At 62.6% G+C, this 14,602-nt stretch carries 13 protein-coding genes; 10 read left to right on the forward strand and 3 right to left on the reverse strand.

Annotation, left to right across the window (positions count from 1 at the left end):
- Window positions 1-20: 20 nt before the first annotated feature.
- The 5 genes from ACFXS9_RS29455 to ACFXS9_RS29475 are packed head-to-tail and all read left to right on the forward strand — an operon-like array spanning window position 21 to window position 6,033.
- Window positions 21-1,346 carry a VpsF family polysaccharide biosynthesis protein gene (locus tag ACFXS9_RS29455; RefSeq protein ID WP_392694917.1) on the forward strand — a complete coding sequence of 442 codons (1,326 nt, stop codon included), beginning with the start codon at window positions 21-23 and terminating at the stop codon, window positions 1,344-1,346.
- 19 nt (window positions 1,347-1,365) lie between these two features.
- Complete coding sequence (locus ACFXS9_RS29460) at window positions 1,366-2,439, forward strand: glycosyltransferase (protein WP_392694919.1); 1,074 nt, start codon at window positions 1,366-1,368, stop codon at window positions 2,437-2,439.
- Window positions 2,432-3,538: an acyltransferase family protein gene (locus ACFXS9_RS29465; RefSeq protein WP_392694922.1), complete on the forward strand. Its 1,107-nt coding sequence runs from the start codon at window positions 2,432-2,434 to the stop codon at window positions 3,536-3,538. Before ACFXS9_RS29460 ends, ACFXS9_RS29465 begins: the two co-directional genes overlap by 8 nt.
- Window positions 3,535-4,590 carry an acyltransferase family protein gene (locus ACFXS9_RS29470; RefSeq protein ID WP_392694924.1) on the forward strand — a complete coding sequence of 352 codons (1,056 nt, stop codon included), beginning with the start codon at window positions 3,535-3,537 and terminating at the stop codon, window positions 4,588-4,590. The genes ACFXS9_RS29465 and ACFXS9_RS29470 overlap by 4 nt, the downstream gene beginning before the upstream one ends.
- Window positions 4,591-4,593: 3 nt before the next feature.
- Window positions 4,594-6,033: a lipopolysaccharide biosynthesis protein gene (locus tag ACFXS9_RS29475; RefSeq protein ID WP_392694927.1), complete on the forward strand. Its 1,440-nt coding sequence runs from the start codon at window positions 4,594-4,596 to the stop codon at window positions 6,031-6,033.
- Window positions 6,034-6,054: 21 nt separating this feature from the next.
- Here ACFXS9_RS29475 and ACFXS9_RS29480 read toward each other — a convergent pair whose 3' ends face one another.
- Window positions 6,055-7,155 (reverse strand): endo-1,4-beta-xylanase, encoded by a 1,101-nt coding sequence (locus ACFXS9_RS29480; RefSeq protein ID WP_392694930.1) that lies wholly within the window; start codon window positions 7,153-7,155, stop codon window positions 6,055-6,057.
- A 203-nt stretch (window positions 7,156-7,358) separates the two neighbouring features.
- Between ACFXS9_RS29480 and ACFXS9_RS29485 the strand changes: the two genes are divergently transcribed.
- The 5 genes from ACFXS9_RS29485 to ACFXS9_RS29505 are packed head-to-tail and all read left to right on the forward strand — an operon-like array spanning window position 7,359 to window position 11,028.
- Window positions 7,359-8,153, forward strand: coding sequence for a WecB/TagA/CpsF family glycosyltransferase (locus tag ACFXS9_RS29485; protein WP_392694933.1), 795 nt, complete (start codon window positions 7,359-7,361; stop codon window positions 8,151-8,153).
- Window positions 8,150-9,427: a glycosyltransferase gene (locus ACFXS9_RS29490; protein ID WP_392694935.1), complete on the forward strand. Its 1,278-nt coding sequence runs from the start codon at window positions 8,150-8,152 to the stop codon at window positions 9,425-9,427. Before ACFXS9_RS29485 ends, ACFXS9_RS29490 begins: the two co-directional genes overlap by 4 nt.
- A 10-nt stretch (window positions 9,428-9,437) precedes the next feature.
- Entirely contained in the window at window positions 9,438-10,034 is a 597-nt protein-coding gene (locus tag ACFXS9_RS29495) for a glycosyltransferase family 4 protein (RefSeq protein WP_392694938.1), read from the forward strand.
- Window positions 10,034-10,618, forward strand: coding sequence for a glycosyltransferase family 4 protein (locus tag ACFXS9_RS29500; RefSeq protein ID WP_392700082.1), 585 nt, complete (start codon window positions 10,034-10,036; stop codon window positions 10,616-10,618). The genes ACFXS9_RS29495 and ACFXS9_RS29500 overlap by 1 nt, the downstream gene beginning before the upstream one ends.
- Window positions 10,615-11,028: a hypothetical protein gene (locus tag ACFXS9_RS29505; protein ID WP_392694941.1), complete on the forward strand. Its 414-nt coding sequence runs from the start codon at window positions 10,615-10,617 to the stop codon at window positions 11,026-11,028. The genes ACFXS9_RS29500 and ACFXS9_RS29505 overlap by 4 nt, the downstream gene beginning before the upstream one ends.
- 36 nt (window positions 11,029-11,064) lie before the next feature.
- On the opposite strand, the gene ACFXS9_RS29510 is transcribed toward ACFXS9_RS29505, so the two are convergent.
- Both ACFXS9_RS29510 and ACFXS9_RS29515 read right to left on the reverse strand, forming a co-directional pair.
- Window positions 11,065-11,886 carry a class I SAM-dependent methyltransferase gene (locus tag ACFXS9_RS29510; protein WP_392694944.1) on the reverse strand — a complete coding sequence of 274 codons (822 nt, stop codon included), beginning with the start codon at window positions 11,884-11,886 and terminating at the stop codon, window positions 11,065-11,067.
- Window positions 11,887-12,338: 452 nt separating this feature from the next.
- Entirely contained in the window at window positions 12,339-14,552 is a 2,214-nt protein-coding gene (locus ACFXS9_RS29515; RefSeq protein WP_392694946.1) for a glycoside hydrolase family 113, read from the reverse strand.
- Window positions 14,553-14,602 lie beyond the last annotated feature (50 nt).

The raw sequence follows: 14,602 nt of genomic DNA on the forward strand, positions 1-14,602 counted from the left end.
GTCACCTTGCTTCACCGGCAATGCGGGCAGCTTCCCCCAGCGGTGGGCGCGTCGCGAATGCCGACGCGTTCATCGAACGGATCGCGACCGGCTTGATGCTGCTGGCCGTCATGGTGACATTCACGCTCTCGTCCTCTGTGCTGACCAACTGGAAAATCCACTATCTGACGGCGGGCGGAAATTTTTACGAAAAGCTGCATCCGGCAACCTATTTCACGTTGCTGGCACTCTCCCTGCTACTGATGCGCAGTCGAGGACCGGTCGGCGAGATCAACCGGATTTTTTCCGATTCGAAGCTGCTGCTGGCCTATCTGCTCTGCTGGCTGTTTCTGCTGATCCAGGTGATCGTGCTCGAACGCCCGTTCACGGTCATCATCGACACGTTTCTGCTGCCGATCCTGATCGCGATGGTGATGTGGCAGTTGTCGCCCGCGCAAAGGCACCCGCTTGCCTGGGCCATTCACCTCACGATCCTGCTGAACGTCGTACTCGGATACTACGAATATTTCTCCGGGCATCGGCTGATCCCGCTGACGCTCGGCGACGTCGTAGTGATGGGAGAATGGCGCTCAGCGGCGCTGCTGGGTCATCCGCTCACGGCATCCGGCGTCGTCGGCGCCTACGTGCTCGCGCTGGTGCTCCGTCCGGCGATCTGCCCGCCGCTCCTGGTACGGCTGCCGCTGATCGCATTCTGCCTGGCGTCACTGATGGCCTTTGGCGGCCGGACGTCGCTGGTCACGGTGCTGGCGATGATCGGGCTGGTCGGAGGCTTTGAAGCGATCCGCCTGATACAGGGAAAGCGAACGCAGCTTCCCGCGGCCATTCTCGCCATCTGCGTGCTGTTTGCCGCCGGCGCCATCGTCTTCGCCGCACTCGACCTCGGCATTTTCGACAAGATGCTGCTGCGCTTCTCCTCAGACAAGGGCAGCGCGCTCGCGCGCTTCGCCACGTTCGACCTACTCTCGCATTTCGATTGGCACGAGCTGATCCTCGGCCCCAATCCGGTCCGGGTGAATGCGCTGCAGTCGCAGCTCGGCCTCAACTACGGCATCGAGAACTTCTGGATTTCCGCCATCGTCCAGTTCGGCCTCATCCATACCGTCGTTCTGACCATCGGACTGATCTGCTTCTTCGTCGAATTGCTGCGCCGTTCGAGCGCCGCCGTATGGGCCATCGTGCTGCTGATCATCGTCATCGCCGCGAGTTCAGTAAGTTTCTCGTCGAAGAACATTCAGCTCGCGCAGTTCGTGATCCTCATTTCGGTCCTGCTGCCGCGCGAGCAGCGGCGCATCGCCGCGCCCCCGCGAGTCCGCGCGCCTGTCACCTACCGGTCCGTTCCGGCATAACTTTGGGATTCCCTTTCCTATGGCCATCTACGTCGACAACACCCATCTCGGACGCCACGTCACCGGTCTCGAACGCATTACGCTGGAGCTGTTCTCCGCCGCAGCGCTTGCGCCGCTAGATGTCGTGCCGGTGACGGCGAAGGGTCTTCGCCAGATGCTGACGACGCAGACCCTGGGCCTCCCGATGCGGCTCGCCGCTTCGTCCTCGATCCTGCTCTGTCCCGGCTTTCCGCCCAGCCCGCTGCTGCGGCCATTCGCATCGCGGGTGCTACCCTATATCCACGATGATTTCCTGATCACGCGGCGCTCCGAGCTCAACATGCGGGCGCGGCTTTACATGGCCGGCCCCTTCAAGCTCGCGCTGCGCCACTATCCGCGCTTTCTGGCCAACTCCGGCGATACCAGGCGCAAACTTGCCGCGCATTGCCGGTCGGACGCCGAAGTGACGCTCTATCGTCCCGCGGTGCGCAATGTGTTCGGCCTCGACCCCGGACAGCGCGGCGAACGGAGCGCGCGGCCCCAACCGCTGCGGCTGATCGCGCTGGGCACGGTCGAGCCACGCAAGAATTTTACAGCGGCGGCGAAAATCCTCGACGCTCTGCGCATGCAGGGATTTCCCGACGCTACGCTGGATATCGTCGGAAGGCCGGGATGGGGCACCGACTGGCAAGCCCTCGAGAAGCAGCCGGGCGTCAAGCTGCACGGATATCAGTCCGCCGACCGCGTCAATCAATTGCTTGACGCCGCCGACCTGTTCATCTGCACCTCCCATGACGAAGGCCTGGGATTGCCGCTGCTGGAAGCGCAATATGCCGGCCTGCCGATCATCGCCCCCGATGCCTCCATCTTTCGCGAGGTGCTCGGCGAGTCGGGAGTTTACATCGATACCGCAGATCTCGCTTCGGCGGCCGCGCGGATCGCGGCTACGCTCTCGAACGAGGACTGGCGCGCCCGATACGTGGTGCAGGCACTAGGGAATCTGGCACGCTGGAACGATCTGGCCCGCGGCGATCGCGAAAACGTCATCAGCCTGATTGCCCGCCTTGCTCAACTCCAGGGCAGCGCTGCTTCGGAGTACCGCCGCCTTGCATGACACCAGCGCCACAAGGCACCAGGATGGATTGCGGATCATCGCGGCCGGCGCCGTGGTGATCCTTCACTATTCCGATTACTTCAAGGACTTGCCCATCGGCCGTTTCATGGTCGCGCACGCCTGGCATTTCAATCTGTTCGTGGACCTGTTCTTTGTGGTCTCCGGCTTTGTCATCGCCCGTCAATATTTTGGGCGCGTCGACGATGCCGCATCGATCGGCCGCTTCCTGTGGCGTCGCCTCGCCCGCATCTATCCGCTGCATCTCGCTACGCTCGCTTTCTATGTGGCGCTTGCCGGCGCGCTCCATTTCGGCGCCGCCCGGACGGACAACCCGGCCCGTTATCCGCTTTCCGACCTGCCCGCGCAGTTCCTGCTGCTTCACGCGTTCATTGGCGAGCGCTTGACGTTCAACTTCCCGAGTTGGTCGCTCTCGGCGGAGATGTTTTGTTATCTGCTTTTTCCGCTGGTCGCGCTGATTGCGCAACGCCGCAAGGAGGCACTCGTTGCGCTCGTGGTCCTTGCCGCTCTCGCCAATTCCCTTTGGGCATCGGCTGCCGGAACAGCGCCGTGGGCCGACTGGATCAACCAAGGCGGCGCCTTCAGAGCGCTGCCTGCCTTCAACCTCGGCGTGGCCTGCTATCTGTTTCGCGACCGGATCGCGCGTTGGCCCGCGATGCCGGGCGCCCTAGCGGCGTCGCTAGCGGCGTTTATCGTACTCGGTTCCCTGCTGCCGACGATGACCGCGCTGCTTGCGATCTACGCCATCGCGATACTTGCTATTCAGGTGGACTGCGCCGGGCGTGAGACGCTGCTGTCGCGGCTCGGCTTCGATCGCTGGTCGGCGCTGACCTATTCCTGTTACATGCTGCATATTCCGGTCGCGACCGTCGTCATCACCCTTGGATCGCGCGTGCTTTCCTTATCGCAGCATGAACGGCTGATTCTGGCGCCGGTGGCGATCATCGTTCTTGCATTTGCGAGCGTCGTCTCGCTGCGCACGTTCGAAACGCCGCTGCGGCGATATCTGACCGAAGTTTACGACCGCCGCGCGCTCAAACACGTGCCGTCTCCAGCGATCTCGCGGCAGGAGGGCACATGATGACGGTCGTCGAACGCGTATCAGCAAGCCCGCCATCTCTGAGCGTCTCGCGCGCAACGGCCCAAAGTCGCGATGGCGTCGTCGACACCATGCGCGGCATCGCCATTTTGATGGTGATCGGCATCCATTCGCTGCCGCAGCCGCTCGACGCGACCTGGGTAAAATCACTTGATGCAGTGCTACGGCCCTGCGTGCCGGTGTTCCTGTTCGCTTCCGGATATCTCACGGCGCTTTCCGGCCGGGTCCCGCTGACAAAGCGGTTAAAGGCAGCCCTGGTCCCTTACGCGATCGCGTTCGCCGCCGCCTACGTCTACATGGCCCTGCATAATCCGGCGATGGACCATCGTATCGGAACGACCCTCGCCCGGTTCGGGCTGGGATATGTGTTCGTCTACTACTACGTCTTTGTCTATGTCTGCTGCACGCTCGGTCTGTGGCTCGTTTTTGCGGCCGGCGGGGACGGACAAACCGCTTCAAGGCAACGGATCACCACGCTGTTGCTGCTTTCGATCGGCTGCGGTTTGCTTACCGGCAGTTATTTGGATCCAGCCATGTCGAGGCTCGGAGCGTCGGACACGCTGCTCGACGAAATCCGCACGCGCGACATTCCGTTCTGGTTCTCGTTTGCCGCGCTTGGCGCGCTGACCGCGATGTTCAGAGACCTGCTCGAGCAGGATATGCGCCGCGCGCTCCTAGGCGCCATGCTGGCTGCCTATTTGTTCTATGCCGCCGTGCGCATTCTCAACCTCGGCGACGCCGCCACTTACGATCTGACCGCCTTCTTCCTCTATGCGGCCCTGTTCTGCGTTTCGCTGTTCGCCATCCAGCCGAAGTCCCCGCTACTGGGATGGATCGGCTCAGGCAGCTACTTCATCTATCTCTGGCACATCTTCATTGTGATGGCGCTGCGCGATCATACAGCGCTGCGCCAGCTCGGCGGCGTCGCCAGCTTTGCCGTTTCCTCCGGCCTGACGGCCCTCGTCTCTACCGCGGCGCTGCTCGCCGTACGGCAGCTCGCCTCGCCCCGAATCTGTCGCTGGCTGGGGGCTTGAGCGATGCTCCTGAAGCACACTTTGCTCTATCTGCCCGCGCAATTCGTCGGACCGCTGTTCCAGCTTCTGGCGATGATCGTATGGACGCATGTCGTCGACGAGCACACGCTCGGCGTCATCACGCTGATTACGGCCACGCACGAATTGCTGCAGATCGGCTTTCTCGCCTGGTGGTCGCAGTTTGCGTTGCGTTTCCTCGGACGGTACCAGGACGTCAACGACGCGCCACGCTTCTATCGCACCGAAAACGCGGTCTTGCTGGCGTCCCTCGCGTTGCAAAGCGCGGCCGTCGTCGGAATTCTGCATCTGGTCATCGCGCCCGGAGCCGGAACCGGCCTTCTGCTGGCCGCCATCGCCTATGTGATAACCCGCTCGCTCAACCTCTATATCGGTGAACGCGCCCGCGCGCGGCAGCAAATACGCGTCTACACGATCCAGCAGGTGTTCGGACCATCCGTCGGATTTGTCGTGGGCCTGGTGTTGATCAAGCTGCTTGGCCAATCCCCGGATTCGCCACTTGCGGGTTACGCGGCCGCGCAACTGACGGCTGCGCTCATCGTCCTGCCCTGGATCGGCTGGGGTCACCGCTTGTGGCCGATCGACCGGGAGATCGTGGTCCACGCCCTGCGCTACGGCATTCCGCTGATCATCGGCGGCGCGCTCGGCTGGGTCGGCCTCAATGCATCGCGCTTCATCGTCAACGAAATGTCCGGAGTGGCCGCCGCCGGTCTGTTCGCCGTCGGCTACGGCCTCGGCCAGCGGGCCGCGGCGGTCGCGGCCATGCTGGTGACGGCGGCGGCGTTCCCGCTGGCGGTGAAAAGCATGGAGCAACACGGCGACCAGGCCGGAATGCGCCAGCTCGCCAACAACAGCGCTCTCCTTGTGGCAATCCTGGCGCCAAGCCTCGCCGGCATCATCATACTGAGGAACGAGATCGTGCATCTCCTGATCGCCGCGCCGTTCCAAGCGGTGACGCTCGCCATCCTGCCGCTTTCCACGCTCGCCGGCGCAATCCGCAACCTGCGCGCCCATTTCGGCGACCAGGTCTTTCTCCTGCAAAACCGCACGCGCTGGATGATGGCCATTGCCGCAATCGACGCGTCGATGACCGTGGTGTTGAGCGTCTTGTTCCTGCCGCGATGGGGACTGCCCGGCGTCGCCGGCGCCACGGTGCTGGCGGCACTGGCCGCCGCCACCGTGAGTTTTTCAATCGGATTTACACGATTTGGCCTGCGCCTTCCGGTCGGCCATCTCGTGCGCATCGCATTGGCCACCATCGCCATGGCGGCCGTGCTGCGGATATTTCCGGAGGCCCGGACGACCCCGATTCTGGCGGCCCACATTGCGGCAGGCGCGGCCACCTATTTCGCAGCGCTTGCCCTGCTCTATGCACCGTCGCTGGTGAGGATGCTTCGGCCGCGCCCGCAGCATTCAGGGGCGTGAGCGCATTTCGACGATCGGCGCCTACGACTTTCTGGCATTCTCGAACGCGCGCGCCATCGCGAACCAAAGCGGCTTCTTCTGCATCGACGAATCGAACGGAAGCGGCCGAGGCAGCCGACGCGCGAGCGGATCCTTCTTCTTCGCCGCGTCGGTATAGAACGAGTAGTTATCGGCAAGTTCCCACGCGATCACCATTTTGACGGCCGGCACCCGAAGCGCGTTGGTCAGGAACTTCTCCGCCGTCTCGGCGATCATGGCATCGCGCGCTGCGATGTCGTCCGGAAACGTGTCGTCGCGCACGTCGAACTCGGTCAGATAGATATCGACGCCACGTCCGGCGAGCGCGTGAAGGAATTCGGCAAAGCGTCCGGGATCGTGCGGGTAGCGAGGCTGCAGGTGACTCTGCAATCCAACGGCATGCAGCGGCACGCCGGCATGCTTCAGTTCGTCGACAAGCTGCAGCAGGCCGCGACGAACCGCGAGGCCGACGTCGTCGTCGCGTTCGCTCTGCGCCTCGTTGAGAACCAGCTTTGTCTTTCGGTCGATCCTCGCTACGCGCTCGAAGGCACGGCGCACATAGCCGGTGCCGAATGTGTCGTACCACGGACCGAGCCGATAGCCGCCGGGCGCCTTGTGCCCAGGCCAGAACGGCTCGTTGACAACATCCCATGAATGCAATTTGCCTACATAGCGGGCAGCCACTTCGTCGATATAGGAATCGAAGAACCTCTCACGTTCGGCACCACTCATGCTCTTGATCCATTGCGGAACCCATTCGTTCCAGATCAGGCAGTGACCGCGCATCGGAATGTTGTGACTCGCACAAAATTGCAGCAGACGATCTGCACTCTCGAATCGCTTCGGCCCCGGTTGCGGCGCGATGGTTCCCATTTTCATTGCAATGTCCGTCGTAACGATGCGCACCTGCGTCTGATACAGCTCGCGATACGCAAGATCCTTGTCGATCACCGGACCAGCAGCCGCACCGAACACGATTCCGTTACGAGCCGCGATGACGCCGAGACTCTGCGCAGGCCGCGCGGCGAATGCTTCCTTCCCGCACGAAGCAACGCTTGCTCCTGCGATGAGAGCAAGCGCATCTCGCCTCGACCACTGCTGCATAGCTGATCTCCATCATGTGAATGATTCGTCGCGATGTCTCGTCCTTCGCAACGCGGCATCGCCATCGTTGCGTCGCATTAGTTCGATTTCGTGACGAATGTCCGTCGAGAAAATTTTCGGCACGCAGTTCCCGCCGCGAAGCACGCGTCTGTCGATCGTCCCCACGAGTGCGTCTCTCGATTACATCATCAACAGGAGTCGATATGTTGGAACCACCAGCGCAGTTGCAGCCGGGCCTCACTGTCGATGGGATAACGATCAATGTCCCCTCGCTTCCGGAAGCCGTGTCTTCGATCGTGTCGGCCGCGCAACATGGCGACAACTTCAGCGTCTGCACGCTCAATCTCGACCACGTCGTCCAGCTTCAACACCACGCCAATTTTCGCGCGGCCTATCGTCGTGCCCGATTTGTCACCGCCGACGGGTTCCCCATTGTCGTGCTGAGCCGCCTCATGGGCGTGCCAATCGAACGCACGACCGGCGCCGATCTCGTCGAGCCTGTTTGCGCGGAAGCCCGCAAGAAAGGACTCTCAGTCTTTCTGTTAGGGGCGAACGATCTCACGCTCAAGACAACGGCACGGCGGTTGTCGGAACGATTCAAGGGATTGCAAATCGCGGGATGCTTTGCGCCGGGAGCAGGTTTTGATCCCTATTCCAGCGAAGCCGATGCTGCGATCGAACGCATCCGAGCCTCGGGCGCCAGAATTTGCTTCGTCGCGCTGGGTGCGCCACGGCAGGAGCTGTTCGCGGCGCGATGCCTCGACGAGCTGAACGGAACCGGCGTGTTGTGCATCGGAGCCGCACTCGATTTCATCGCCGGCACGCAAGACCGCGCACCGTCCATCGCGCGCAAAACCGGGCTGGAATGGGCGTGGCGCATGCTGCGCGAGCCGCGCCGGCTCGGCCCCCGCTATATAAAATGCATGACGGTCGTTCCGCGCCTCGTTGCGCGAACCATTCCGCAAATCGTCCAGGCACGCATGAGGAAAGCGGCATGACTTCAACATTGACCCTGGCGCTACGGGCGCGAAACGCCAACCGGATCAAGCCACGTTACCAGATCTGCCTGATCCACCCGTTCGACCCGCGCGGCCAAAAGGTGGGCGGCCTCGAAACATACATTCGTGACTTCATTACATTCCATCCGACCGACACCGACATCCTCTTCATCGGCGTCGACTCGACGGGCGAGCTGGAGCTCGGCAAGCTTCACCGGATGACGTTCCGAGGCCGCGGCTTCGACTTCCTGCCGATCCTGCACTATTCGGACCAGCAGGCGCGCGAAGCGGCCCGCAGCGTCCGCACCTCGCTGACCGGGCAATTCTTCATGGCACTGCTCCGCCACTTCGGCCCGATCGCAAGGCTGATCCGCGCCAGGCGGTGCTCGGTCGATCTGCGGCGGGTGGAATTTTCCTGGTTGCCGGCGATCCTGCGGCTGCCGTTCGTGCAGATGCTTCACGGCGAGGGCGCGCCGAAGCTGCAAATGGATCCGCTGCTGCGGAAATACGCCTTCGTCCACAATACCGGCGAGCGGTTTGCCGTCGCCATGAGCGAGAAATTTCTCTGCGTCAATCCGTTCATCACCGAGCGGTTGCAGCGGACCTATCCGCGCCGCAAGGACAAGATCGATACGCTCTGGACATGGGTCAACACGGATATCTTCAAGCCGCAACTCTGGCCGCTGAATTCGTCGCCGTTCCAGATCGTGTTCGCCGGCCGGCTCGATGAATTCAAGGATCCACCGCTGATGTTTCGCACGATCGACCGCCTACGGCGGCGATCGAACGGCGACGTACGGTTTCACTATATCGGCACCAGCGACCCGCACCGGTTCGAAGAGTTCGCCGCGATCGAAGACATCACCGTCCGCCACGGCTTCAAAGACGCCGCCGGCATGGCGGAGACGCTGGCAAGTGCGCATGCCGGCATCCTGACATCAGAATTCGAAGGCATGCCGCGCTGCGTGCTCGAGACCCTTGCGGTCGGCCGGCCGGTTGTCGCCATGCACCTGCCGCAGCTCGAACCCGTGATCCATTCCGGCGTCAGCGGCTATCTGGTGGCGCGAAGCGACAGCCGCGACGACATGGCCGATGCGCTCGCGCAGCGGTTCGTCGACGTCCGGAATGCCATCGACGCGGGCACGATGAACCCGGTACAAATCGCCGACTCCATTCGGGCGTTCACTCCGGGCACACAGCTTGCGCGAGTCTTCCGCTATCATCAGGAAATTCAGGATGCCCGCGGACTTGCCGCCGCGGCGCCGACTTACTGAGGGCGCCGGGTTGAACATCCTTCTGTTGACCAGCGAGTTCGCCCCCGCGATGGGAGGAATTGGGACTTACGCGCGCGAAATTGCGGCGGCGGCGAGCCGGCTCGGCGCCAAGGTCACCGTGGTGGCGCCGGACTACGCACGGCAGACTGCGGACGACGACCGGTCCCTGCCCTTCGAGGTCGTCCGCTACAGCGGCGGCCTCCACTCCATGCGCGACATGCCGCGCAAGATCATGCTGGCACGCCGCGGCGTCCGCGGCGACCGATATGACGTGGTCCATGCCGCCGATTGGCCGTTCTTCATTCCGGTTGCGCTTTCGAGATGGCGAACGCAGGCGCGGGTATTGATGACGGTGCATGGTACCGAGATCAACGAAACGCAGACGCCGCTGAAGCGCATGGCGATCCGCGGCGCCGGCGTGTTCGGACCGCGGACGGAGATCATCGCCAACAGCGGTTTTACCGAGACGCTGTTCCGCGAGCGGTTTGCCGTCGACCCGCGCCAGATCAGCGCGATCAGTCTCGGCGTATCGGAGTTCTGGTTCGGCGGACGACGGACGCGCCGGGAGATCGCCTGGCCCATCGTCTGCCGGAAGACCGGCTGGTGATGATCACGGTCGCGCGCATCACGCGCCGCAAGGGACATCATCTGACGCTTGCCGCGCTATCGCAGCTTCCGGACGAGCTGCGCCATCGCATCACGTGGCTCGTGATCGGCCCGGACGGCGAAGCCGATTATGTCGATGCTCTGCGGCGCGACGCCGAAGCGGCGGCCTGCGACATTCGTTTCCTCGGCCCGCAATCGAACGAAGACATCCGCGATCTCTATGCGGCCTCGGATTTCTTTTGCCTGACGGGTCTCTCCGACACGACCGGCCGGGTGGAGGGATTTGGATTGGTCTATCTCGAGGCCGGGGCCGCCGGCCTGCCAAGCGTCGCGACCGAGGTCGGCGGCGTGCCTGACGCCGTGCTCGCCGACGAGACTGGAATTCTCGTGCCGCCGTCGACCGAGAGCATATCGCAGGCGATTGCAGAGCTGGCCGCCGATCGGAATCTGCGCGCCATTCTCGCGGCAGGCGCATCCTCCCATGCCCGCGCCCTTTCATGGGAACGATGCGCGGCGACAACCTATGGCCTGCCCTACACCGGCAAGCCGGCATCTGCAGACCGCGCCATCGGAATAACGGCATGAAGCTGCTGGTCGCGACCGCGATGCTGCTGACGCTCGCAAGCGGTGCAGCGCGGGCGGACAACGAGAACTGCCGCAAGAGCCGCGAGTATCTCCTGGGAACGCCCGGCGGGGACCTGTCCCTGACGCCGCAGGCCTATAACGACCTGTTCAAGATCTGCGTCGCGGCATCAACCATGCCCAACGTGAAGGATGCGTATATCCTGCGCGATGGCGGCATCGCCGTGGTCCCCAAACAGGACAGCGTTTCAGCGACGGCAGCCACGCTGGCTCAGTTCTGCGAAGCGTATCCTCGCGGCGTGCTCCGCTTCATCACCGGCAAGGAAAAGCTTTCGATCCGCTCCGTTACCGACGTCGCACGGATGTCATCGACCTCGTCCACGCCATGCAAGAAGATTAAAGGCGTTTCCTAAAGGCGTCTCCTAGAGTCGCGCGCCATCGGTCGAAACTCACTTCTGGCGGTTGTAGTAGTCCGGCATGTCATGCGGATCCATCGCCTGTTCGGCTCTGCGCCCCAGAAAGAAGAAGCCGCTGGCGGCGTCTGCTGCGGCCCGTCCGCGACCGAACGCATCGAGATATCTGATCCAGAAGAACGGCAGCACGATCAGGCGTGACAGCTTGTTGCCCGCGCCGAGCGCTCGCGCGAAATAGCGAATTGACCATTCAAGCGCCACACCGGCGCCGCCGACCGGTCCGGCGTTGATCTCGGAAAATCGCCTGAACAGCCAGCGGTGACCGCTCTGCGTGAAACGCGAGAAGTCATAGGCCCGCTCGTGCACCTGCTGCATGAATGGCGTCTCCGCATAGACCAGGCCTTCCAGCCGCAGCACCCGATGCAGCTCGGCAACGACCGTCGCGGGCTCCAGCACATGTTCCAGCACCGCCTGCACCCAGACGCCGTCGAACACGCCGTCTTCGAAGGGAAGGCTGTGGGCGTCAGCCACCAGTACCGTGTGCGGCGACGCGTAGACGTCGGTGCCGACAAGCTCGATGGAATCGTCCCGGTAGAGTTCGTCAGCGCCCAAACCGACCGTCCCGCCTCCGACAACGAGTACAACCGGCCGCCTCGACTCCCGCTTCAACAGCTCGATGAACGTTGCGCTGTTGGCGACCGCAACCGGATTGCCTCCAAAGGTAAGGCGATGCAGCCGCGATCCAAGGGAACGGCGACCGACGTCCCGCTGCAGCGCCGAGCCATTCTCGGCCTCGTACATCCTGCGTTCAAAAATGCTGGCTGCGAAATCGATCAGCACCGGCTGCGCGCCGATCATCGGAAACCCGGCTCTGCTATAATCGCAGGCACGGTTCGAGCAGGTTGGCTGTGACCACACGTTCCGCAGCGGCGACGAGCAGCGAGGACAGCGAAGACGCTTTTTCCAGTGCGCGGGTTCCGTATTCGCTACCGAATGATCGACGGCAGAAAGCTGCAAAGAAGGACCTCATATGTGATTTCTTCTGCCCTGCCCCGCTCGCAATCGATGCTATTTCGAATGCAATGACAGCGCAACAATGCGGGACCGGGAACAATTCGGATGGTTGCAATTGGATGTCGCAGGAAGCTGCAGCCAGATGCCACCGTGAGGGCTTGCGAGAACGCAACGCACAAACCCGCCCGCTGTTTCGAACAAATTTTAGGATTCGTCGAAAGCCTTGCAGCCGGCTCGTTTCGCGTCGCCTGGTTGGCGAGATTGGCCTCAGCCGACGAACCCCGGCATCTGCCCGATCAGGTGAAGAGCAGGTGGTCCCATATCAGGTGCGTACCGCCGCTGAGCGCGACATCATGACCGGGATCAATCTGGATCACGCGGTCCCCGATTGCCTCCCCTGCCTTGAAATCCCTTGCTACATCCCTTGCCACATCAGGTCTGACCATCTCGTTGAAAATGAACGGATCGCGGCTTGCGCTGTTCAGGACGTCGCTCACAGCCCTCGAGGTCAATGTGACTCGAGCCTCACCGGTGTTCCCGATAGGTAAGCCGTCGTGATTGTCAAAGGTGAACCGATCGCAGGTCCAATCGAAAAACGGCCTCAAGAACCCAAGGAGGCGTCCCTCCGCGTGAGGGCTGATACATTCGACCGTATCATCGCCATCGACCGGTGGCGGAGAGGCGGAGTTGCCATCGGTCGCCGGCATTTTCAGCGTGCTGCCGGAGCTCTGCGCCAGACTGGCGAGCAGCCCGCTGGCGTCGACGACGCCGTCGGCGAACTGCAGGAATTCGAGACCTGTGAGATGGTCGGTGCCGTCGCGGCCCGCGACTCGGTCGTCCACCACCAGTTGGCCGTCGACAATCGAGATGTCGTAGTCGCGCTCGTTGCCGGAAAAATTCGCCGTATCGACGCCCTCTCCACCCTCGATGATGTCATTGCCAGCACCGGCCGTGATGAGATCGTTACCCGCGCCGCCATCAATCACGTCGCTGTCCGTCGCCGCGCCGGAAAGCCAATCCTGGTGGTTGGTCATGTCGACATGGATATTGTGGACGTAGAGATCGAACGTGCCGGGCGAGCTTGCATTGGCGGCGTCGGCCGGCGCCAGCGCGACGCCGTTGATCAGCAAATCCTTGATATGCAGCGCCCGTCCCGGTGTGGCGTTTGCCAGGTTGATGTCGATGGAGGCGATCGGGCCGAAATCGACGAAGCTAATCGTGAAGGTCTGGTATTCAGATGGATCCGCGGCCGGCTTGAATTCCATTAATCCGGATACCGGCTCGCCGTTCAACTTGATTTGGGCCTGCGCGCCAACGCCGCCAACCGCGGAGCCATAGCCCACGAGGGTAATCGTTGTTACCGCCAGTTTGCCGCTGCTTGCGGGCCCGCCGACAATGACATCCGCACCGGCACCGCCATGGATGATGTCATCGCCCAGCCCGGCATTGATCGTGTCATCCCCGCGGCCGAGGTCGATCAGGTCGGCGACGGCCGATCCCCTTATCGCAAGATCGGGCACGGCCCCGTCGCCATGAAAATACTGCGAGACGATCGCTTCGGCCGGCTTTCCCATGACGGAATAGCCCGTGCCCGAAAATTGATTATTGAGGTCCCATTGCCAGAGCTCGACGCCCTTGAACCAACTGCCGCCATGGGCGGTCCAGACCTGGAAGAAGGCACTGAAGGCGTCCGCCTGCTCCAGCAAATCAACCGTACCATTGCTCGTCCACGATCCCGGAGAGATCGCGGTACCATCGATGCTGCGATAGCCGACCTCGGTCATCAGCAGCGGCTTGTCGTATTTGGTCGCGAGCGAGTGGAGAAAATCGACCGGTGATTTGTAGTCGAACGCTGCCGCGTAATAGGGATTGACCGGAACGGCAGTCCACGCGTCGACCAGGTCCCGCACGGTTGGCGCATTGCTGACCGTCAATGGCGGATAGGTGTTGACGCCGATGGTGTCGAGCTGATCCCAGAAGCTGACATGCGAGGCCTCGTCGGTCGCCGCTGCGTAGGTCAGTTCGCCGTGATAGACCGCGCGGACGGCCGCAATGAGATCGATCCAGTAGCCGCGATACGGCTCGCCGGATAGGCTGCTCATCTCGTTGCCGATCGCGAACATCTCCACGCCACCGGCCTGCGCGATGGTAGCGAGGTGCACGATCTCGGCCTTGTAGGACGCGAAAAAGCCCGCGACATCCGCCGGTGCCAGGCTGGATACCCTGGTTCCGTTCAACGTCGAGAGCGCGGCCTTGAACAGCACCGACAGGCCGGCATCATGCGCGGCGCGAAAGCCTGACAAGAGGCTGGCGTCGCTTTCGGTCTTGGCAGGTTCGGCAAAGACCGCGTTGGACGTTCCGGTCTGTGTCCATATCCGCGCCGTGGGCTCGATCGAATTCGATCCGAGCGACGCGATCTTTTGAAATGCCTGCCTGGCCGAGACGCTTGAGAACTGTCCGTTCCATTCGGACAATGCGCCAAAACCCTGAACTTCGAAAATACTCGCCACCCGCGCACCCCGCCCTGTGCGACGGATAGCGCGAGGGATTAACATTCAGC

It is taken from the genome of Bradyrhizobium sp. RDI18 (assembly GCF_043203335.1).
In the GTDB taxonomy this organism is placed as follows: domain Bacteria; phylum Pseudomonadota; class Alphaproteobacteria; order Rhizobiales; family Xanthobacteraceae; genus Bradyrhizobium; species Bradyrhizobium retamae.

Coding starts and splice junctions, on each gene's coding strand:
- ACFXS9_RS29500 (WP_392700082.1), top strand. CDS start 10,034: ATGATCACGGTCGCGCGCATCACGCGCCGCAAGGGACATCATCTGACG.
- ACFXS9_RS29475 (WP_392694927.1), top strand. CDS start 4,594: ATGCTCCTGAAGCACACTTTGCTCTATCTGCCCGCGCAATTCGTCGGA.
- ACFXS9_RS29460 (WP_392694919.1), top strand. CDS start 1,366: ATGGCCATCTACGTCGACAACACCCATCTCGGACGCCACGTCACCGGT.
- ACFXS9_RS29455 (WP_392694917.1), top strand. CDS start 21: ATGCGGGCAGCTTCCCCCAGCGGTGGGCGCGTCGCGAATGCCGACGCG.
- ACFXS9_RS29470 (WP_392694924.1), top strand. CDS start 3,535: ATGATGACGGTCGTCGAACGCGTATCAGCAAGCCCGCCATCTCTGAGC.
- ACFXS9_RS29485 (WP_392694933.1), top strand. CDS start 7,359: ATGTTGGAACCACCAGCGCAGTTGCAGCCGGGCCTCACTGTCGATGGG.
- ACFXS9_RS29490 (WP_392694935.1), top strand. CDS start 8,150: ATGACTTCAACATTGACCCTGGCGCTACGGGCGCGAAACGCCAACCGG.
- ACFXS9_RS29510 (WP_392694944.1), bottom strand. CDS start 11,886: ATGATCGGCGCGCAGCCGGTGCTGATCGATTTCGCAGCCAGCATTTTT.
- ACFXS9_RS29505 (WP_392694941.1), top strand. CDS start 10,615: ATGAAGCTGCTGGTCGCGACCGCGATGCTGCTGACGCTCGCAAGCGGT.
- ACFXS9_RS29480 (WP_392694930.1), bottom strand. CDS start 7,155: ATGCAGCAGTGGTCGAGGCGAGATGCGCTTGCTCTCATCGCAGGAGCA.